This window comes from Rothia sp. CCM 9417, assembly GCF_048513575.1.
Classification (GTDB): Bacteria; Actinomycetota; Actinomycetes; order Actinomycetales; family Micrococcaceae; genus Rothia.
Map to the genome: position 1 here is coordinate 1 of NZ_JBLXXT010000002.1, position 19389 is coordinate 19389.

Consider the following 19389-nt stretch of genomic DNA (forward strand, 5'->3'; position numbering starts at 1 on the left):
TTGATTCCACGAGCTCGAGCATATTCTCGAAGCTCCTCTTGGCTTACAGGCGTCTTTCGGTCATTAGCAGGTACATAGGTGTAATTATTTGGTCCGACAGATTTGACCTCAGTGAAGTCTGAAGGATCCACGTATTCAAGTAGCCTACCAATTTTGTCTCTGTGACCGGTGGTCCATAGGGCTGTCTGGTCAAGAGCTGATGTACCAGGTTTGAGATAGCCCTCTAGGCCGTCCTCATCATAAAGGGCATGGCCATCCGTATCTTGAAGATAGTTACCATCCTGGGTATAACCGCCATCTGAAGTAAGCTCAGTGGGTTTGGCTCCATCTTGGGTCAATATATCCGAGGGCTTTGTTTTATTCCAGAATTTGAGGTAACCCATAGGAGCTACAATGTCCTCTGAGGCATGTGTATAGGCAATATTATTGATGTCCACAGCTAAATGATCCGGGTGAGCCTGCACATCATCCACCTGCTTCTGATCAAGCCCCGCAGATCCTAGGAAGACGGCGCTATCAACTTGTGTTTTCATTTCAGTCATACCGGAAAAGGTTGTATCTGTTCCATAGGAATGAGCAACAGTATTGAGGCGGATATTGTCCTCTCCCCGTAAAGTATTCAGCGTATCCAGATCCTGAGCGTAGCGGTGCCCGCCCTCATGTGCTTTATCATTATCAAGAACGGAAAGGTCTTCTGCGGGCCCCTTGGGCGCTTCATAATTCATCCAGGCCACAGTTGCATGTTGAGGCGCAGAACCATTACCAGTGATTATATTCCCGTGGTGTATTATGGCTGATTCTTCAGCATTGTAGAGGGAACCGGCTGATCTAATGTGGTTGTTAACGTCACTGTCGCGCAGAGCACTATTATCAATGCCATGCGTAAGATAACTAATTGACTCCGCTTCGTCTAGATTACCAAGTACAAAAGCTGCTTTTACATCATCCCAATGATCATCATCTGATGGATCGGTTGATACTTCAAAGGTCGCAATCTGCACGTCAGGATAGTTATCTTTATTTTCCTCATACTGCCTCAGCATATTTGCGGCCGTACCTCGAATGTTATCTGGCAGATGTAGTGGTCCAAGATTAAAGGGAGAATCAGGTAGCTTGAGTCCATCAACTCTCTCAAGATTTCTGGCTTCTTCAGAATCCTGAGAAATAATCCTCACCAAATTTACATTGGTCTCTGACCTATAGATGTACTGAATACCCTGCATATTTCCAACAAGACCGGGAGCATATTGGATCAGAGCTTTCCGCTGCGCTTCGTTCAAAGTTCCTGGTGGTACCTGATCATCAGCGTTGATTGAACGCCAGTTCCCCTTATCATCAGTGAATTGGTTCTGGGTGTTCCACCACTTCTGAGTATCCTTGGCGCGTTGGACATTGTCTCCACCAATAGGATTCGTAGCAAACAGCGCGTATTTTGGATTGGCAGTGAAAAAAGTTTGAATCTGTTCCGGTGTCATCTGTGAGAGCAGATCCAGTAACCGTGGCATATTTTCTTCCGATGTTCTAGCATCTTCAAACGCACGTATCAGGGTCAACGAATCAAAGAGCTCAAAACTAGTCAAGACATCACTAGGGCACTAAAAGGATTACCTTGATGAGATGTGCACCACGGTTGTTATAGAGCGCGTCGACCGAATCGGCAATCGAATACTGCTCGATAATCTCAGAAGCCTTCGTAAAATATTCATCCCGGATATCATCAACAATTCTTTGCGTATTAGCTATAGTCGCATCAGCGTCAGCAATATCCCCGCGTAGACCACCATGCCCCGTCCACCCATGAATTGTCAGGGCAATAATCGGATTAGGGCTTTCATCTTTCGCAGCCTCTTCTTCCAGCCTCGCAATCTTATCCTGCGCATCATTTTTCGCTGTTTGAGCATCTTGAGCTAATTTCAATGCAGCATCAGCACGCTCCTGCATACTTCTTAATTGTCTCTCCCATTTAATGACGGCATGATATGCCATTTGGTAGGAATAGGCTATACGAGATACTAGGCCCGCACCGTCTGAAGCTACAGCCTCAAGCCTGCGGATTCGGTTACCCTCGCCATCGATACTCGTGTATTCCAAAAGAGACTCACGATAAGGATCGATAAGATAGTTGCGCTGTTCCCACCAAAAGTTTGAGATCGAAATCCAGGCATCGGGATCTCCGGGGCAGGGATCCCCGCCAGCAAGAGGAGACCAAGTCACTAGGACGTGTAGACATGGCCACCTACTTCCCTCCTGCATCAGCTGCTTTAAAAGACCTATAAGCTTCATGTGCTCCATCGCGGGCATTAGTAAATGCTTCCATTGCGCTAGCCAGAAGCTTTCCGTCCTGCCCTCTAAACTACACCGGCATGGTGTTCAGCTACCGGGTCCTGGCTTGCAGAGTGATGGCAGGCGGAACTAGCAAGAATTTCAAAGTTGGCTCGGGTTTTTTCAAAGATATCTATGACCGACTGGAGGTCTTCATATCTGAATTTAAGAGTATCGGTCATCCTTGTCAGCTCTTTCTTTCTGCATCTTCCCGTGTTTACCCTTCTAAAGGTGTCAGGTAAGTATTCTGGTTCATGATTCTACTTGAGTAGATGCATAGCTGAAACCTTTAGATGCAACGGCTAGGGGCATGTTATAGCTTGATCCATCAATCCCACTAGTCCTAGCCCTAGCGAGTTCCATTCATTGAGGTAGGCCAGCCCCTACACTGTTAGCCCCTGCGGGAGTAGTTCTTACCCTCATGCGGGATCAGCAGGTCGCCGGTTTGTTCCCCACCCTGTAAAATCATGACTATGACTGCTACCCCCTACTACATCACCACCGCAATTTCTTACCCCAACGGCGCCCCTCACATCGGCCATGCCTATGAGGTCATTGCCGCTGATGCCATGGCCCGTTTCAAGAAACTAGACGGTTTTGATGTGCGCTTCATGACCGGTACCGACGAACACGGCCAAAAGATGCAAACCACTGCACAGAAGCAGGGGAAGAGCCCCCAGGAACTAGCCGACGAAAACTCAGCCCGATTCCGCGCAATGGCCGAGCTCGTGGGAGCCGACTTTGACCGCTTTATCCGCACCACCGACCCCGACCACTACGCCGCATCTCAAGCCATCTGGAAGAAGATGGAAGAGAAGGGCGATATTTACCTGGATAAGTACGCAGGCTGGTACTCGGTCCGCGATGAGGCCTACTACACCGAAGAAGAAACCGAACTGCGTGACGGTGTGCGCTATGCGATTGCTACCGATACAGAGGTGGAATGGACCGAAGAAGAATCCTACTTCTTCCGCCTCTCAAAGTACGCCGACCGCCTGCTTGACCTGTATGAAACCGAGGGCTACGTCTACCCCGAAACCCGCCGTAACGAGCTGGCCTCTTTTATTAAGGGTGGCCTCAACGACCTCTCCATCTCCCGCACAACCTTTGACTGGGGCGTACCTGTACCCGGCAACGACAAGCACGTCATGTACGTGTGGGTCGATGCGCTGACCAACTACCTGACAGGTGTGGGCTACCCCGATACCGACAGCGAACTCTTCACCACATACTGGCCTGCTGATATGCACCTGATCGGAAAGGACATCACCCGTTTCCATGCTATCTACTGGCCTGCCTTCCTCTGGTCCGCTGGGCTGGAACTACCCCAGAAGGTCTTTGGCCACGGCTTCTTGCTGGTGGACGGCGAAAAGATGTCAAAGTCCATCGGCAATACCGTGGACCCCGCAGACCTGGTAGCAGGCTTTGGCCTGGATCAGCTCCGCTTCTTCCTGCTCCGCGATGTTTCTTTCGGTCAGGACGGTTCCTACTCAGCCGAGGCTATCAAGAACCGTATTAACTCCGACCTGGCCAATGACCTGGGCAACCTGGCCCAGCGCTCACTGTCTATGGTTGCTAAGAACTGTGAGGGCACTGTTCCCCAGCCCGGGCAGTTTACTGCGGAGGATACGGCTATGCTTGAGGCCGCAGGTGCTCTGCTGGAGCAGGTCCGGGCTGACTTCGATGCTCAGGCCTTCCACCGTGCCCTAGAACGTATCTGGCAGGTTGTCGGTCAAGCTAACCGCTACTTCACGGCCCAGGAACCCTGGAAGCTCCGCAAGACCGACCCGGAACGTATGAACACCGTTCTGTACGTGACCGCTGAGGTTCTACGCATTGTGGCAACCCTCACCCAGCCGGTCATGCCTACCTCTATGGGTAAGCTCCTAGACCTACTGGCTGTGGCACCGGAAAACCGTAGCTTTAGGGACCTTGACCGGGCCCTGGTCGCTGGTACTGTTCTGCCCGCGCCTGCGCCGATTTTCCCGCGTTATGAGGAACCCAAGGACGCCTAACCCGTAGCCACCGGTAAGAATAGCAAATAGAGCTCAGGCCCGCCCCCAAGATAAGGGGAGCGGGCCTGAAGCTATCCGAGGTAAGAATCTTTAGAACCAGCCCAGTTGGGTGACCCGGTAATAAATCTGTTGTGCGATAGCGACATAGCCCCAGCCATTGAGGTGGAAGCCGTCGGTGGCATAGAAGCTGGGGGGAATCTTCCCCTCCTTGTAGGCGGCGCGGTCCTTATCGGATGACCAGACCCCGGACCCTGCCAGCGCACCGTAGCGGAGCCAGCTTTCCTGGGTGGTTTCACGGAGAAAGGTCTCGGGGTTCATGAATCTATCCCCGAAGGTTTTAGCTGCCCAGGTGTTGTAGGTTTCGACCTGCTTAGCTTGATCTGATGTGTTTGAATCCTTTTGGGCGCGGAAGTGCCCCAGAACAATCGAGCGGGTGGGAGCCATATCAAAAGCCCGTTGGGTATCTTCCTGTATACGGGAGGTTTCAGCCAGATTGTTGCGACCGATTTGAAGCACATGGTAGCAAGCGCGGCTAATCATCTCCTGGTAGGAGTAAAGCCAGGCTGCAGCTGTATCGGAGGGCGCATAAATTTCTTCGCCGGGTACGGTTCGGGTGAAAATCAGGCTACCGTCTGTGGCACCAGCAGTCAGTACACCGGGCGCACCGCCGATATAACCCGGTACCTGTGTTGAAGTGCCCCACTTGACATCTGCCTCAGGTGCAAGTGTCACATTGACGCTACCCGATGCTGGAACCCTATTATCTGGCAAGGCCAGCTTGTAGCGGCTGTGGCCTACACCGCGACGGGCCGCAATCATTGAGGAAGTATCGCCGCTACGCCCAAAACCGAGAACCGGCACAGAGAGATAGCTTGAAAGAAGCTCAGGTAGGGTTGCTTTGACTCCGGCAGGAACACCTTGATCGGCGTAAGCTCCTTCTACGGATGAACTGCCCCAGATGGCTAAGGAAGGGCCAGAAACAGTGGGGTAAATGTATTCTGCGGGGAAGACAGTAGAGCTGGCATCGGCTGCCTGAGCCGCCTGCTGACCGGCCAAGCCCCCTGCAGCTGCTGTGGCCACAGTTGCAACGCCCGTGAGGGTTGCAAAACGGACGAGGTCGCGGCGGCTGGTGCGAACTCCTGGCTGTGTTTCAGGTGTCATGGTGGTGCGGTTGCTACTTTCTGTGACGAGTCCGTCGTGTCATCAAGGGAGGTTGTGGTGATGCCCGACTATTTATAGTAGTTAGAATGGATGATGATTAGCTAGGGAGGCTTGCGTGTCATTACTTACTGCCCACGGTGTGAAGGCCGGTACGAGCCTGGCCCTTTTGCTTGCTGTGGCCCTGACTGGGTGTAAGCCCCAGCCCCAAAATTTCCAGGAGCTTGAGCCTGAACAAGCAAACCCGGAGCACATTACTGCTCTTGAGAGTTTGATGTATCCCCCTGAGGGCGCAGAAAAGGCTCGCCGTGCTTTTGTTGAACGCTGCGTAGCTCAAGCCGGGGGTAAATACCTGGAGCCGGTTGCGGTGCATAGCCTGGACCACGCTGTCTATACCGGGCGCACTACTGATGAGTTGAAAGCTAACGGGTACGGGCCTTTGCCCGCCCAGAGCGACCGAGCAACTGCCAGCTTTGACCAGGCTGGTCTTGATGCCTACCTGGGCAAGGGCGATAGTACCTTGAGCGTGAGCTTCATGGATTATTCCAGTGGGGAACTGAAAGCTGACGGCTGTATGGCTCAGAGCTATGAGTACCTCTATGGGTCGGTTGAAAACGGTATTAAGGCCGCCCTCTTGGCTCCCCAGTTTGGCTCGGCTATCGCCGATAGCCTGCGCTCGGACGAGAAGTACGTTGAGTTGCAGAGGCAGTGGGCTAGCTGTATGTCCGATGCTGGCTTTGGCCAGGTAAAGAGTACCGACCTGGCCTCTTACCAGGCTAGCCTGGTAGGCCAGGCGGATGCTAAGAAGATGCTGGAGGCCGATATTTCCTGTCGTGAAAGACATTCTTTTGATTCCTCCGTTTCTGAGCTCAAAAATTCTTACTACGAGTCCGTTTACAAACGGCTCAAGCAGTTCAAGGATGAGCTTGAAGCTATCCACGCTACCTCCCAGGAGCGGGTGGAAGCGGATAAGGCCGACCCCAAGAACACCTCACCGGTCACCCTACCTACACCCTCTGAGAGTGCTAGCGCCTCAGCTGAGCCAACAGCCACAGCATCCTAGGGGCGCGGCCAGCCTTTCCCACCCTCCTGCTAGCCTCCTGGTGCTCATCGGTGCCGTGCCCAGCTCATACTGGCCCAAAGCTCGTAGAGGTGGGCACAGCACCGAATTTCTTGGCCCTATATGAACTAGTAGTGTGCCTACCAGCTTTAGGGGGTCTCTTGCAGGCTGACGACCGGTGAGAGACGCGAAGCCCGCAGGGCTGGTATCAGGCTAGTGAGCCAGGTCAGAGCGACCCCGCCGATCAGAATCAGGAGCAGGTCCCAGCCATGAACAGAGTAGTTCATGCTAAAACCATTGGTGGCATACACCTGCAAGAGCAAGATCGCACAAGCATAACCAGCCCCAATACCCAACAGTATGGACAGCAAAGCCACCAGGGTCGTCTCGAAGGAAATCATGGCCCTCAACTGTTTCTTGCTCATACCCGCAACCCTCAACAGGGCGTAGGGGCGGCGCCGCTGGTAGGCGCTCAGAATCTGGGTATTGGCTATACCAATCAGAGTAATAGCCAGGGTTGCCCCCAGTAGCCCCAGGGCAACGTAGAGGCCTATGTTTAGACCCAACTCAATATCTCTACCCATGGTCAGGCTCCCGTAGAGGCTACCCTGGGCAAGCCCCACCTGGCTCTCAAGGCCCTTCAAAGCCGCCAACTGCTGATCGCTACTGAGCGAGGGGTCAAAGCCAAGAATCAGGGCGGGTGAGTCGGGGGAAGGCGAGGTAGCCAGAAGCTCGGAACCGCTTATTCTTTGACCTGTTACCCGGGTCATGACAGGTCCAAATAAATCAGTATCCGTATAAACAACAGTCAGTTCCTGGCTCTTGTGGGTTCCAGCAACCCTAATTTTGCTACCCTCTACCAGACCGAGTGATTCAGCGCTTGAGGCATTGATGAGGAGCTGGTCATCGGCCAAGGGGTGCGGGAAATCATAGGGAGCTAAGCGATCTAGCTGAGAAGCATCGAGAGAATATACGCTCACTCTGTTGGCATCCTGGTAGAGCTTATTCTCCAAGGAGCCCTGGGGGATTGCCACAGTCGCCGCATCTACCCCGCCAAAAGCCTGAACTTCTTGCTCCAAGCGGGTGCTAGCCTCCCAGCTCTGAGCACTCACAAAGCCCGAAGCAGGGAAAGGGTAGGACCGCTCAATATCCTCAAGGACGGAAACCTTCAGGCTAGTGAAACCGGTCATGAGAGCAGCTAGAAAGGCTGCGCAGATAAAGAGCATCCGGCCGCTAGCTACGGTCTGGCCCTTAGCCTGCCGGATATTACTATGGGCCATACCGGCGGTAGTAAATGGCTGGCAGAACCTGCTCGTCACAGCGAGCAGGGGGGATAGGAAGAAAGGGAAAACCAGGACAAGGAGGGTTGCCAGGGCAACCGTGGCCAGCACATACCCTGGCTCTAAGGGAGAACTCTGAGCCCAGAAGATACCCACAGCTACCAGGGCTACAAGGAGGAGCACCAGCAGCCAGAACCAGACCTTCTTAAGGACGCTCCTTGTCCGGGGCTCAGGTACGCTCTGGATGGCTGTGATGGGCGAAATCTTGCGCATTGACCAGGCTGGTGCCAAAGCGCTAAGGACGGCAACAGTCCCACAGATAAAGAGGGAGATCAGGGCTGGGACGGGGGAGAAATCGATCATGTAGCCCCCGGTCATAAAAGTGGATATAAGGAACGCCAGGCCATAGGCGGTGACGATACCCGCTAGAGCAGAAAGCACACCCAGCATGAAGGCCTCCAGTAGGAGCATCCGCACCAGAGCAAAACGGGTGGCACCCAGAGTACGGAGCAGAGCCAGTTCGCGGGTACGCGAGGCCGCGTAGACCCGGTAGGTATTAGCTATCACAAAACTGGACATGAGGAGGGATAGCAGGCCGAAGCCCAGAACAACGGCGGTGACCTGTGAGATCCCCCCGGTGAAGTCATCTACATCCTTTTGGATTTGTTCCTCTACAGTAGAGACCGCCACCTCAAGCCCTGCTGATGTGAGCTGCTGCTTGAAATCATGGACTGAAACCCCCGGTGCTAACTTGACCATCATCATGCTGTAGCCGCTACTGGGGTCAGCTTCACGTGACTTGGTGTAGTCTGCGGTCAAGCTACCGCCGGTGAAGACCATATTATTCATAGGTCCCGTAGCAGCTTTTTGTGCGTAGATACCGCTGATTTTAAAGTCACTGGTTGGGGGTAATCCCTGAAAGTCAACGGGTAGGGTGTAGTCAGTCATCCGTACCGTCTGCCCAACCCTCAGGTCGGAGTTTTGAGCAAGGGAGGAGGGTATGAGGACCTGACTGCTGGTGCTGGGGAGATCACCCTCTTGAAGGGTGAGAGAGAGAACAGAATCATCGGCCGCTAAATCAGTGCGTTTGACCAAAAAACTTGGTTCTTGGGCCCCCGAGCCAGCTAAATACATGACATCATCAGCTGTTGCTACACCCCAACTGGATTTGACCAGGGAACTAGCCTGAACCTGCTGGGCAGCCTTCTGACTCAAGTAGGGGGGACTTTCTATAACAAACTGGCTGTGATCAGGGTCCTCCAAGACCAGATCCGAGTTCCCATAGAACTGGGCCGCTGACTCACGCAAGCTAGTCATGAGCGACAGGTTGCTGATAAGAACCGCTGAGAGGAAGAAAGCCGAGATAGCAATACCGATGGAGGTCAGCGCAAAGCGCAGCCTGTGCTTACCCAAGTTAGAGCGGGCAACGGTGCCCAATGTGGTTGCCATGCTATTCACCCAACCCAGAAAGCGCCGCAAGCACTGACTCGCGGGTGGGGGATTCAAGCACACCGGCCAATTTGCCGTCGCGCAGCAGTACTACCCGGTCAGCATAAGAGGCCGCTACCGGGTCGTGGGTGACCATGAGAATGGTCTGCCCCTGAGCGCGGGCAGCCTGCTGTAGCAGATCTAAAACCTCGGCACTAGAAACTGAGTCCAAAGACCCGGTTGGCTCATCGGCAAAAATGACGGCGGGGCGGGGTAGAAGCGCTCTGGCAATGGCTACTCGCTGCTGCTGGCCACCCGATAGCTCAGCCGGGGCATGCTTGAGCCGGTCCGTCAGGCCCAGAACCCGTACCAGCTCATCACGCCAAATATTATCAACCTTCATCTTGGCAAGACCCAGGGGCAGATCAATGTTCTGGCCTGCGGTCAGTGTGGGGACCAGATTGTAGGCCTGGAAGATAAAGCCGATATTCTTGGCCCGGAACTCTGCTAGCACGGAATCTTTGAGGCCCAGCAGTTCGACACCCCGTACCTGCAAAGAAGAATCAGTCCCGGGGTCTGGGGTATCGAGGGTGGCAAGGACGTGGAGCAGAGTGGACTTGCCAGAACCTGAGGGGCCCATAATGGCCGTGAACTTGCCGCGTTCAAAGTCGATGCTGACCTGATCGAGGGCGCGCACGGACGAAGTACCGCTTCCGTAAGTTTTGCTGAGGTTGCGTGCGCCTACCGCAACGGGAAATGTGTGGTGTGTATTCATAGTTCCAGTCTGGCAAGAGATCTACCTGGGTACATCAGGCCTGGGAGTGAAACCTGGGAAGGACCTCATACCCGGGTATGAGATACCTGTTCCCGGCCTGGAACGACCGACAAGTAGCCTAGGGCAGGAGGCCTGCCTCATAGGCCATAATGACGACCTGCACACGGTCGCGGGCGCCCAACTTGGCCAGAATATGGGAGACATGCGTCTTGACGGTTGCCTCCGACACAAAAAGCTCTGAGGTGATTTCAGCGTTGCTGAGGCCCCGGGCCATGAGCATGAAAATCTCGAACTCGCGGGCAGTCAAGCTGGCTATTTCCTGCTGGTGTTTACCGCTGGACCGAGCAGAGGAGCCAGCCTGCCGCTCCGCGGGTAAGCCAGCAAACCCCACGGCCTGGCCCGCGCCCTGACCGGATGGGGCATCCTGCGCTAGCTGGGGGATAATCATCTGCTCCAAGAGACGCTTCGTAGCACTTGGTGCAATGACGGCATCCCCCCGGTAGATAGTACGGATAGCCTCCAAGAGCTGCTCAGCAGGCGCGTCCTTAAGCAAGAAGCCACTGGCCCCGCGCTGGACCGCCGCGTAGACATAGTCATCAATATCAAAAGTTGTCAGCATAACGATACGAACGGAGGGGTAGCCCGCAATAATTGCCCCGGTCGCCTCGATACCATCCATGACCGGCATACGCACATCCATGAGCACCACATGGGGTACAGAACCCTGCCCCGCCAACTGCCGGGTAAGCTCCACAGCTTCCTGGCCATTCGATGCCTGACCTACCACCGTCAAATCAGGCTGGGAACCAACCAACATGGCAAGGCCAGAGCGCACCAACTGCTGATCATCAACCAGCATGACCCTAATCTTTCCGCTCATCGTCTCTTCTCAATCCTCTCGACCTCAACAACTTCTCTCTTAACAGCTGGCCTGCCCCGGCCAAAAAGACAGCCAGCGCTCTTAGGGAGCAAACGGAATCTGCGCAAAGACCCTAAACGAGCCGTCCGCCAGGCGCCCGTAATGCAAGCTACCCCTATACATATCAACTCGTTCCCGCATACCCAGCAAACCACGGCGGGCACCGGCCAAAGGCTCCGAAGCCTGAACCTGGGGCGCATTGACCACATCAATATCTAAGGAACGCTTACCCTCACGAACCGTCACCGTCACCAGCGGGGTCGTGGGGCTATGCTTACGCACATTGGTCAGAGCCTCCTGCACAATACGGTAGACCGTCAGCTCAGCCCCCTGCGGCAGCTTCTCCTCAACTCCCTCGCACTCCCACACCAGCCTGGCATTAAAACCCAGCTCCTGCATCTGATCCACCAGCTGCGGCACATTGTGCAAAGCCGGTAGAGGCTGAAAAGCGGCGCCCTCATCCGTCCGCAAAACTCCCAGCAGGGAACGCATCTGCTGTAAAGAAGAACGAGCCGTCTCAGAAATAGTCCCTAAGGCGGCAATCTCCACCGGCTCGACCTGCTCACCACCTCGGGCGGAAGACTCTAGCTCCGCCTGCTGACGGGCTTGAGCCACATACCGTGCCCCGTCCGCCTGCGTAATAATGACCGAAAGGGAATGAGCCACAATATCGTGCATCTCCCTGGCAATACGCGCACGCTCATCCAGGGCCGCCATAACCCGCTCCTGCTCCCGCTCATGCACCAACTGCCGGTTACGCTCAACCAGCGACCTCTGCCGGTTATCCCGCAAGCGCCTAGTATCACCCAGAAACCAGGCAATCGTGCACAAGGCGGCACAAAAGAAGAAAATAACCAGAGAAAGAACCAAAAGCTCAACGGTGCTCCAGCTATAGACAGAAGCAAGCTGAAAACCCGCACTAGCCCCAGCCACCACCGAAGCCACCAAAAAAAGAACAATAGTTACTATACGCACCCGGCGCTCGCCGTACCTGGCCCAATGATAGACCGCCAGCGGAGCCACCCACCACATATCAAGAGCCGGGAAGGGCAAAACAACAGTAACCAGCAAGCCCACAAGGACTAAAACAGTCACGGTCTTTGGCCTGCTATAGCGGAAATAGAGACTGCCGGTCACCACCGCCCAAAGGAGCATATAGAGCCACCAGAGATTACCGTTGAGGCCCGCAATACCGGTAAAACCGACCGTAAACAACTGGCACAAGGCAACAAAAATACCGTTCACCCAGCGCTTACGCCGAGCCAAAACAGCCGGTTCAAATAGAAAGCTCTCCACCCCACCAGTTTAGGTTGCGCCCGTACCCAGAACCCAGCACCCACCCTGCACCAGGCCCAAGTTCATACCCCAGTATGAAGCGCCTACCGGCCTACCCACACCAGAAAAGGTAACCTTATAGTCATGCAGTACATCTCCACTCGCGACACCACCCGCACCCCAGCCCACTTCACCGACATCCTCCTGGGAGGCCTAGCCCCCGACGGTGGCCTCTACCTCCCCGTCTCCTACCCCCAGATCAACGATGCCACCCTCACCCGCTGGCGGGCCGTCCTCGCTACCGAAGGCTACCAGGGGCTCGCCGCCCAAATCCTGGCCCTCTACATTGATGACATCCCCCTAGAAGACCTCAAGGCCATTACCGCCCGCGCCTACTCCTACCCCAAATTCGCCTCCCCAGAGATCGTGCCGGTCACCGAGCTGGAACCCGGTATCCTCATCGGACACCTTTCAGAAGGCCCCACTGCCGCCTTCAAAGACATGGCCATGCAACTACTGGGCGAACTCTTCGAATACGAACTAGCTCGCCGCGGCCAAGACCTGAACATTGTAGGCGCAACCTCTGGCGACACCGGCTCATCCGCCGAATACGCCATGCGCGGCCGCACCGGCATTAAGGTCTTCATGCTGACCCCCGCCGGGCGCATGACCCCCTTCCAACAAGCCCAAATGTTCGGCCTAGACGATGCCAACATCTTCAACATCGCCCTCGAGGGCGTATTCGACGACTGCCAGGATATCGTCAAAGCTATCTCCTCCGATGCCAGCTTCAAGGCCGAAAAACGCATCGGCGCCGTAAACTCCATCAACTGGGCCCGCCTCATGGCCCAGATCGTTTACTACGTTTCCTGCTGGATCCGCTCCACCGAAACCAACGACCAGAAGGTCTCCTTCTGCGTACCCACCGGCAACTTCGGTGACATCTGCGCCGGCCATATCGCCCGCCAGATGGGCCTGCCCATTGACCGCCTGATCGTGGCAACCAACGAGAACGACGTCCTCGATGAATTCTTCCGCACCGGTAACTACCGTGTCCGTTCCTCGGCTAATACCTTTGAGACCTCCAGCCCCTCTATGGATATATCGCGCGCTTCCAACTTCGAGCGCTTCATCTACGACCTGCTCGACCGCGACGCTGAGCGGGTGGGCGACCTCTTCGGCCGACAGGTCAAAGAGGGCGGTTTTACCCTGGCAGGGGACCCAGCCTTCACCGATGCCGCAGATAAGTTCGGCTTCGCATCGGGCCGCTCCACCCACGCTGACCGGGTGGCTACGATTCGTGATGCCCATGAGCGGCTGAACGTCCTGCTTGACCCTCACACAGCCGATGGTGTGAAGGTTGCCCGCGACTGGGCCGATAGGGTCGAAACTCCCATTATCTGCATGGAGACCGCGCTACCGGTCAAGTTCGCGGAAACCATCAAGGAAGCAACCGGCTCCGAGCCCGCTATCCCTGAGCGCTTCGCGGGCATCATGGAGGCCGACCGCCACCTAATTGACCTACCCAATGATGTAGAGGCTGTTAAAGCTCTGATTGAGCGCAACGTCTAAAACTATGGGCAAGGGGCTTGTGGGGAGATTGGGCAAAGCTGTGCCTGCCAACCTCCCTGAACGCCAGACCCGAGCCAGTTGGCAGTCACAGCTTTGCCCGCTTGCCCTGGTAGCCAGGCCTGAGCCAGTTGGCAGGCGCACGCTTGCCCTCTGCCCTGAAAGCTAAGGCCAGGCCAGCTAAGGCATCAAGTCTCAACGCAGTGGCGGGGAACCGAACGGTTCCCCGCCACTGTGTTTAATCCGGCGCGGATGTATTGAGTTCAGAGTGTCGACCGGATAGCATGCAGTTGTAGTGACATTGTAATGAATATGTATTAACTGCTGGAGGGCAAATGTCTACAACTACTATCTCGTTCCGTACAGACCGCGAAACCAAAGAAGAGGCTATGCGGCTCTTCAGTGAACTTGGCCTCGACATGAGTACAGCCCTGAATATGTTTCTTCGCCAGGCGCTCGTGGATAACGGAATACCGTTTACCCCGCGTCGCGAAAACCCTGCCAGCGCTCACGCACGCTACGAAGCAGAAAATGGGCTGGGGGAGAAGTTCTCGTCTGTTGATGAGCTGATGGCAGACCTGACCGATGCTTCGTAGTATCACCCGAACCCCTCAATTCAAGCGCGATGCTAAGGCCCTCTTCAAAAAGCATTACAAGGCCGAAAAGCTTGGTGCTCGTACTTACTGGCACCGGTAGCCATGACGATTTGTTCTAGTTAAAATAACCAGGATGTAAAGCCTGTCAGAAGAAAACAGGCCCTGTTAGGGTTTGCCGTATGGAGGCACTCACCGACGAGCAGAAAAACCTACTGGCCGCGCTCATCACTCAGGGTCTGACGCTGGATACCGAAAGCCACAAGCCCAGCGCACAGGAACGGCAAGGGCTAATCCGCAGGCTGAACACAGCACAGGCCAAACAGAGCTGCGATTGCTCCACCTGCATCACCCTTACCCTGCACTACCCGGCAGACTCAGAAGCCACCTTGCTAGCTAGCCGGCCTGAAACACCGGCACCCCGCACTGTCTTAACCGCAACCACCCAGGACGGCTCCGCCCTGCTTCTAGCCCACATAGCGGGGGAGCACGTCACTGAACTTGAAATAGCACCCACCGGTCAAAACCCCGTCTGCCTACCCCGCCCAGAAGAACTCGTCTTCTTAGCAACACTGGGTAATGGTGCAGAGGTTCCCACAGGGGCAGGCCAGCCGGCCAATATATGAAACCCAAAGCCAAAATATGGGCAAAGGGCACTGTGCAGGACTAGCCTTAAGAACATGACTGAAACTCCCTCCATCAACCTGGCAGTAATTCCCGGCGACGGGATCGGCCCCGAAGTAGTAGCCCAAGCCCAGCGCGTCCTGACCCACGCCGCCGAACTTGACCAGATTGCTGTCACCGCCACCGAGTACCCACTGGGTGCTGATCACTGGCTAGCAACCGGCGAAACCCTCTCAGAAGAGACCAAAGCAAAACTAGCAACCCACGACGCCATTCTCTTTGGTGCCGTTGGCGCAGACCCCCGCTCCACCCAAGTGCCCAGCGGCCTGATTGAGCGTGAAATCCTACTCAACCTACGCTTCTCCTTTGACCACTACATCAACCTGCGCCCCTCACGCCTCTACCCCGGTGCAGTCTCCCCGCTAGCTAACCCCGGCCAAATCGACTTTGTGGTTGTGCGTGAAGGCACCGAAGGCCCCTACGCAGGTAACGGCGGTGTCCTGCGCGCCGGAACCCCCGAAGAAATCGCCACTGAAGTATCGCTTAACACCGCTCACGGTATCGAGCGCCTAATCCGCTACGCTTTTGAGCTGGCTAATACCCGCGACAAGAAGAAGCTGACCCTGATCCACAAGACCAACGTCCTGGTCAACGCAGGGGCCCTCTATACCCGCATCTTCAACCAGGTAGCCACCCAATACCCGCAGGTCACCACCGACTACCTGCACATTGACGCGGCCACCATCTTCCTAACCACCGACCCGGCACGGTTCGATGTCATCGTCACCGACAACCTCTTTGGCGACATTCTGACCGACCAGGCAGGCGCTATTAGCGGCGGTATCGGTTACGCGGCCTGCGGAAACATTAATGCCGACCGCACCTTCCCCTCCATGTTCGAGCCGGTCCACGGCTCCGCCCCCGACATCGCAGGGCTCAACAAGGCTAACCCCACGGCAAGCATCCTGGCCGCCGCCATGCTCCTGCGTCACCTGGGCTACGAGGGCACCGCCGCCCGCATTGACCGCGCCGTAGAAGCAGACCTAGCTGCCAACCCCGGTGCAACCCGCGGTACTGACGAGATCGGTTCCGCAATTCTGGCCGCCCTGGATGCCTAAGCTTCTTGGTCCCTTCCGTCTCACCGGCGGTGACCCACGTTAGGTAGAGCACAGAAACCACAGAGCTGATGTATTCTCATAAGGAAAAGGAAGATAAGGGCACACACCAAGCCAAAAGCTTAGGAGCCCGCCCCTGGCCAAGCAAGGCTGTGCACTAGCACCCCTAAAACGCCAGACCCGAGCCTGCTGGCGCACAGCCTTGCTTACCCGGGCTTAACATTTTGACAAGCTACAGTCCCATACACTGTGATTGAAGGACGAACATGACCCTGGAATTTTCTATTACCCGCAACCCCAACCCTGCCAGCGCTGAGCGCAGGGCAGAAATACTTGCCGACCCCGGTTTCGGCAACCATTTTACCGACCACATGGTCCGTATCGACTGGAAAGGCAGCCACACCGACGGCGGTGAATGGTCCAAGGCCCAGGTGTTGCCTTACGGGCCTGTCAGCCTTGACCCGGCGGCCAGTGTCTTCCACTACGGGCAGGAAATTTTTGAGGGCATCAAGGCCTACCGCCAGGCTGACGGCTCCATCACCACCTTCCGCCCCCAGGAGAACGCCGCCCGGCTGAACAAGTCGGCAGACCGACTGGTTCTGCCCCATCTGCCCGAGGAACTGTTCCTGGAGGCAATCCGCCAGTTAGTTACCATCGACGCTGACTGGGTGCCCTCCGGTGAAGGGGAATCCCTCTACCTGCGCCCCTTCATGATCGCCACAGAGGCTTTTCTGGGGATCCGCCCTGCCCGCGAAGTTTCCTTCTATGTGATCGCCTCACCCGCCGGTAACTACTTTGGCACGCCCAAGCCCGTTGATATTTGGCTATCTACCACCTACGCCCGCGCCGGTGTGGGCGGTACCGGCGAAGCCAAGTGCGGCGGCAACTACGCCGCCTCACTTGCCGCCCAGTTGGAAGGCGAAGCCCAGGGCTGTAAGCAGGTCATTTTCAAGGACCCCAACCGCGATGATGCCATTGAGGAACTGGGTGGCATGAACGTCTTCTTTGTCTTCAAGGACGGGCGTATTGCCACTCCTGAGCTAACCGGCACTATTTTGCGCGGTGTTACCCGCAAATCCATCATCAAGCTGGCCCAGGACAGGGGATACACCCTTGAAGAGCGCAAAATTACTCTGTCTGAATGGCGCCAGGGCGTAGCCAGCGGTGAGATTACCGAGGTCTTTGCCTGCGGTACCGCCGCTGTGATTACTCCCGTGGGTAAGCTCAAGGCCGCTGATTTTGAGGTCCCCTCAGCCTCCGGTGCTGAGGGCGGGCCCGTGACCATGAGCCTGCGTCAAGAACTAGTCGGTATTCAGACCGGCAAGGTTGAGGACCGCTTGGGCTGGAACGTCACACTGGTCTAAGAATCACTGGGCCTTGAGCCTGTAGCTCAGCTCCGGTCGATGCTGTACCAGAAAGGCTCAGCTTAAGAACTGTGCCCGTCTTTCCTGCTAGTGCAGGGGAGGCGGGCATCTATCTTTAGGCGGTTTTAGGGCAAATCCAAGGTCCGGGTGAGGTCCAGCTGTTGGCAGAAATATTCGTCATGGCTGACCACCAGCAAGGCACCTCTGTAACTAGCTAAGGCAGATACCAGCCAGTCCACCGAAGCTATATCCAGGTTGTTGGTTGGCTCATCGAGAAGGAGAAATTGAGGGGCCGGGGTTGCAAGAAGCTGGCGGGCAAGAGCCACCCGGAAGCGTTCACCGCCGGAGAGACCCTCTAGCGGGAGTTCCACACGGTCTCGGCGGAAAAGCAGGCGGGCGAGGCTATCGCGTACTTCTTGGGTGGTGAGCTGGGGGTCAGCCTGCCACACATAGTCAAGCATGGTGGTATCCGCTGGTAAATCAATCACTTGGGGCAGGTAGCTGACCGCTTGTAGGCAATAGGTGACACTGTAAATGCTGGGGAGAGCGTTAGCTACCTGGTCTTTATACTCAGTAGATCCTGCCTGCGCTATAGCCCTGAGTAGGGTGGTCTTGCCAGAGCCGTTAGGCCCAGCCAGCCGTAGGCGTTCTGGCCCTTGCAGGGCAAGATAGCGTGGCTGGTCAGATGGCATACTGATGCCGGGGTTCACAAGTCCCAGCTCAAGAACCCGCTTCCCTGGTGGTAGGGAAGTGCCGGGCAAATCGAGATAGACGGATTCGTCCTTGCGTAGGGCGTCCGCAGTTTTCTGCTTGGTGGCCTGGGCTATTTGCAGGCGTTCCTGGTGAGTTTTGCGGAGCTTGGCAGCAGACACCTGCGCCGTTGAAGCGGCCAGGCCCATTTCCATGGCTGATGCCTTCTTGCGTGCCTTAAAGGTTTGAGCTCGCCGGTGAGAACGCGCCAGCTTTGTCTCAGCCTCAATACGGTCACGTTTCTCTTTACGTTCGACCTGCTGAGCCTGTCTATAGTGACGGCGGACGGCTTCTTGCTCTTGGGCAATGGCCTGCCGATAGACAGCATAGTTACCGGTAAAGGAGCGCATATTGCCTGCCCTCAGTTCGAGGATAGCCTGGACGCGCGATAGCAGTTCCCGGTCGTGAGTAACAATGAGGGCGGGGCAGGGAAGGCGCTCTAGGAGCTGGTAGAAGCGTTCCTTTGCTTGGCCGTCGAGGTTGTTAGTGGGTTCATCCAGTAAGAGGAAGCTGGGGGAGCCAGAGAGTGCCCCGGCTAGGGCGGCGGTGACTGCCTGCCCGCCGGACAGAGTACCTACCCTTCGCCGGAGGAAATGACGACAGTCGGCTGGTTCTACCGTGTTTGCTGGGGAGAAACCTGCGGCGGTGAGCTGGGCTAGGGCATGTTCGGCGGCGTCCCAGTGATCACCGATGGTGTCCAGGAGGGCGGGGGAGTAGTTGCCTGATTCTAGCTCGTCGAGGGCATCGAGGATAGTGCTGATACCGAAGAGGTCAGCCAGGGTTTGCTTTGCAGATAGCCCTAAATCTTGGGGTAGATAGGCGGTGCTGGAAGGGGTCCTGATGCTCCCGGAAGTGGGGGTCAGCTGCCCTGCAAGTATTTTGAGCAGGGTTGACTTGCCGCTACCGTTATCACCAATGAGGGCGGTGATGGGGGCTGTGACTGTACCTGTGATGTTGGTGAGGCAGGGTGTGCCGTCGGGCCAGGTGTGGGTGAGGTGGGTGAAGCTGATGGCTGTGGGTACGGAAGGGGGGTGTGCGGGCACGGTGGATAGTCCTCAGTTCTCAGGGGGGTGCTGAAAAACCGGTGCCGGGTGCGGGCAGAGTGGTTTCAGCCTGGGCTAGAGAGCTGCTGAAAAATCCAC

General features: G+C 56.0%; 16 protein-coding genes. 7 read left to right on the top strand and 9 right to left on the bottom strand.

Annotated features, from left to right (window positions below; translation table 11 throughout):
- The 3 genes from ACN082_RS03425 to ACN082_RS03435 form a co-directional block, all read right to left on the bottom strand.
- A partial coding sequence (locus ACN082_RS03425) for an alpha/beta hydrolase (RefSeq protein ID WP_419099455.1) occupies window positions 1-1580 on the bottom strand: 1580 nt, incomplete at its 3' end.
- A 7-nt stretch (window positions 1581-1587) separates the two neighbouring features.
- Window positions 1588-1941, bottom strand: a complete 354-nt coding sequence (locus ACN082_RS03430) for a hypothetical protein (protein WP_419099456.1) — start codon at window positions 1939-1941, stop codon at window positions 1588-1590.
- A gap of 407 nt (window positions 1942-2348) precedes the next feature.
- A complete protein-coding gene (locus tag ACN082_RS03435) occupies window positions 2349-2504 on the bottom strand; it encodes a hypothetical protein (RefSeq protein WP_419099457.1) in 156 nt (51 codons plus the stop codon).
- Window positions 2505-2795: 291 nt separating this feature from the next.
- On the opposite strand from ACN082_RS03435, the gene metG reads away from it, so the two are divergent.
- Complete coding sequence (gene metG, locus ACN082_RS03440) at window positions 2796-4337, top strand: methionine--tRNA ligase (RefSeq protein WP_419099798.1); 1542 nt, start codon at window positions 2796-2798, stop codon at window positions 4335-4337.
- 90 nt (window positions 4338-4427) lie between these two features.
- On the opposite strand, the gene ACN082_RS03445 is transcribed toward metG, so the two are convergent.
- Window positions 4428-5498 carry a hypothetical protein gene (locus ACN082_RS03445; RefSeq protein ID WP_419099458.1) on the bottom strand — a complete coding sequence of 357 codons (1071 nt, stop codon included), beginning with the start codon at window positions 5496-5498 and terminating at the stop codon, window positions 4428-4430.
- Window positions 5499-5613: 115 nt separating this feature from the next.
- On the opposite strand from ACN082_RS03445, the gene ACN082_RS03450 reads away from it, so the two are divergent.
- On the top strand, window positions 5614-6558 hold the full coding sequence (locus tag ACN082_RS03450; protein WP_419099459.1) for a hypothetical protein: 945 nt from the start codon (window positions 5614-5616) through the stop codon (window positions 6556-6558).
- Between the two features lie 146 nt (window positions 6559-6704).
- On the opposite strand, the gene ACN082_RS03455 is transcribed toward ACN082_RS03450, so the two are convergent.
- The 4 genes from ACN082_RS03455 to ACN082_RS03470 form a co-directional block, all read right to left on the bottom strand.
- Window positions 6705-9284 carry an FtsX-like permease family protein gene (locus tag ACN082_RS03455; RefSeq protein ID WP_419099460.1) on the bottom strand — a complete coding sequence of 860 codons (2580 nt, stop codon included), beginning with the start codon at window positions 9282-9284 and terminating at the stop codon, window positions 6705-6707.
- A gap of 1 nt (window position 9285) precedes the next feature.
- Window positions 9286-10038: an ABC transporter ATP-binding protein gene (locus tag ACN082_RS03460; protein ID WP_419099461.1), complete on the bottom strand. Its 753-nt coding sequence runs from the start codon at window positions 10036-10038 to the stop codon at window positions 9286-9288.
- 118 nt (window positions 10039-10156) lie between these two features.
- Window positions 10157-10918, bottom strand: coding sequence for a response regulator (locus ACN082_RS03465; RefSeq protein WP_419099462.1), 762 nt, complete (start codon window positions 10916-10918; stop codon window positions 10157-10159).
- Window positions 10919-10999: 81 nt separating this feature from the next.
- Entirely contained in the window at window positions 11000-12253 is a 1254-nt protein-coding gene (locus ACN082_RS03470) for a sensor histidine kinase (protein ID WP_419099463.1), read from the bottom strand.
- 123 nt (window positions 12254-12376) lie between these two features.
- On the opposite strand from ACN082_RS03470, the gene thrC reads away from it, so the two are divergent.
- The 5 genes from thrC (at window position 12377) to ACN082_RS03495 (ending at window position 17497) form a co-directional block, all read left to right on the top strand.
- Window positions 12377-13804 (top strand): threonine synthase, encoded by a 1428-nt coding sequence (gene thrC, locus ACN082_RS03475; protein WP_419099464.1) that lies wholly within the window; start codon window positions 12377-12379, stop codon window positions 13802-13804.
- 332 nt (window positions 13805-14136) lie between these two features.
- Window positions 14137-14397, top strand: coding sequence for a type II toxin-antitoxin system RelB/DinJ family antitoxin (locus ACN082_RS03480; RefSeq protein WP_419099465.1), 261 nt, complete (start codon window positions 14137-14139; stop codon window positions 14395-14397).
- A gap of 179 nt (window positions 14398-14576) precedes the next feature.
- Entirely contained in the window at window positions 14577-15020 is a 444-nt protein-coding gene (locus tag ACN082_RS03485; protein WP_419099466.1) for a hypothetical protein, read from the top strand.
- A gap of 54 nt (window positions 15021-15074) precedes the next feature.
- The gene (locus ACN082_RS03490; protein ID WP_419099467.1) at window positions 15075-16136 is read left to right on the top strand and encodes a 3-isopropylmalate dehydrogenase; all 1062 of its coding nucleotides are present in this window, start codon (window positions 15075-15077) and stop codon (window positions 16134-16136) included.
- Between the two features lie 263 nt (window positions 16137-16399).
- Window positions 16400-17497, top strand: coding sequence for a branched-chain amino acid aminotransferase (locus tag ACN082_RS03495; protein WP_419099468.1), 1098 nt, complete (start codon window positions 16400-16402; stop codon window positions 17495-17497).
- A 125-nt stretch (window positions 17498-17622) separates the two neighbouring features.
- Here ACN082_RS03495 and ACN082_RS03500 read toward each other — a convergent pair whose 3' ends face one another.
- Window positions 17623-19290: an ATP-binding cassette domain-containing protein gene (locus tag ACN082_RS03500; RefSeq protein WP_419099469.1), complete on the bottom strand. Its 1668-nt coding sequence runs from the start codon at window positions 19288-19290 to the stop codon at window positions 17623-17625.
- Window positions 19291-19389 lie beyond the last annotated feature (99 nt).

What these genes read in the sequence shown, in the direction of transcription:
- thrC (WP_419099464.1), top strand. Translation starts at nt 12,377, where the DNA reads ATGCAGTACATCTCCACTCGCGACACCACCCGCACCCCAGCCCACTTC.
- ACN082_RS03460 (WP_419099461.1), bottom strand. Translation starts at nt 10,038, where the DNA reads ATGAATACACACCACACATTTCCCGTTGCGGTAGGCGCACGCAACCTC.
- ACN082_RS03480 (WP_419099465.1), top strand. Translation starts at nt 14,137, where the DNA reads ATGTCTACAACTACTATCTCGTTCCGTACAGACCGCGAAACCAAAGAA.
- ACN082_RS03430 (WP_419099456.1), bottom strand. Translation starts at nt 1,941, where the DNA reads ATGCAGGAGCGTGCTGATGCTGCATTGAAATTAGCTCAAGATGCTCAA.
- ACN082_RS03495 (WP_419099468.1), top strand. Translation starts at nt 16,400, where the DNA reads ATGACCCTGGAATTTTCTATTACCCGCAACCCCAACCCTGCCAGCGCT.
- ACN082_RS03445 (WP_419099458.1), bottom strand. Translation starts at nt 5,498, where the DNA reads ATGACACCTGAAACACAGCCAGGAGTTCGCACCAGCCGCCGCGACCTC.
- ACN082_RS03465 (WP_419099462.1), bottom strand. Translation starts at nt 10,918, where the DNA reads ATGAGCGGAAAGATTAGGGTCATGCTGGTTGATGATCAGCAGTTGGTG.
- ACN082_RS03485 (WP_419099466.1), top strand. Translation starts at nt 14,577, where the DNA reads ATGGAGGCACTCACCGACGAGCAGAAAAACCTACTGGCCGCGCTCATC.
- ACN082_RS03455 (WP_419099460.1), bottom strand. Translation starts at nt 9,284, where the DNA reads ATGGCAACCACATTGGGCACCGTTGCCCGCTCTAACTTGGGTAAGCAC.
- ACN082_RS03435 (WP_419099457.1), bottom strand. Translation starts at nt 2,504, where the DNA reads ATGACCGATACTCTTAAATTCAGATATGAAGACCTCCAGTCGGTCATA.
- ACN082_RS03490 (WP_419099467.1), top strand. Translation starts at nt 15,075, where the DNA reads ATGACTGAAACTCCCTCCATCAACCTGGCAGTAATTCCCGGCGACGGG.
- metG (WP_419099798.1), top strand. Translation starts at nt 2,796, where the DNA reads ATGACTGCTACCCCCTACTACATCACCACCGCAATTTCTTACCCCAAC.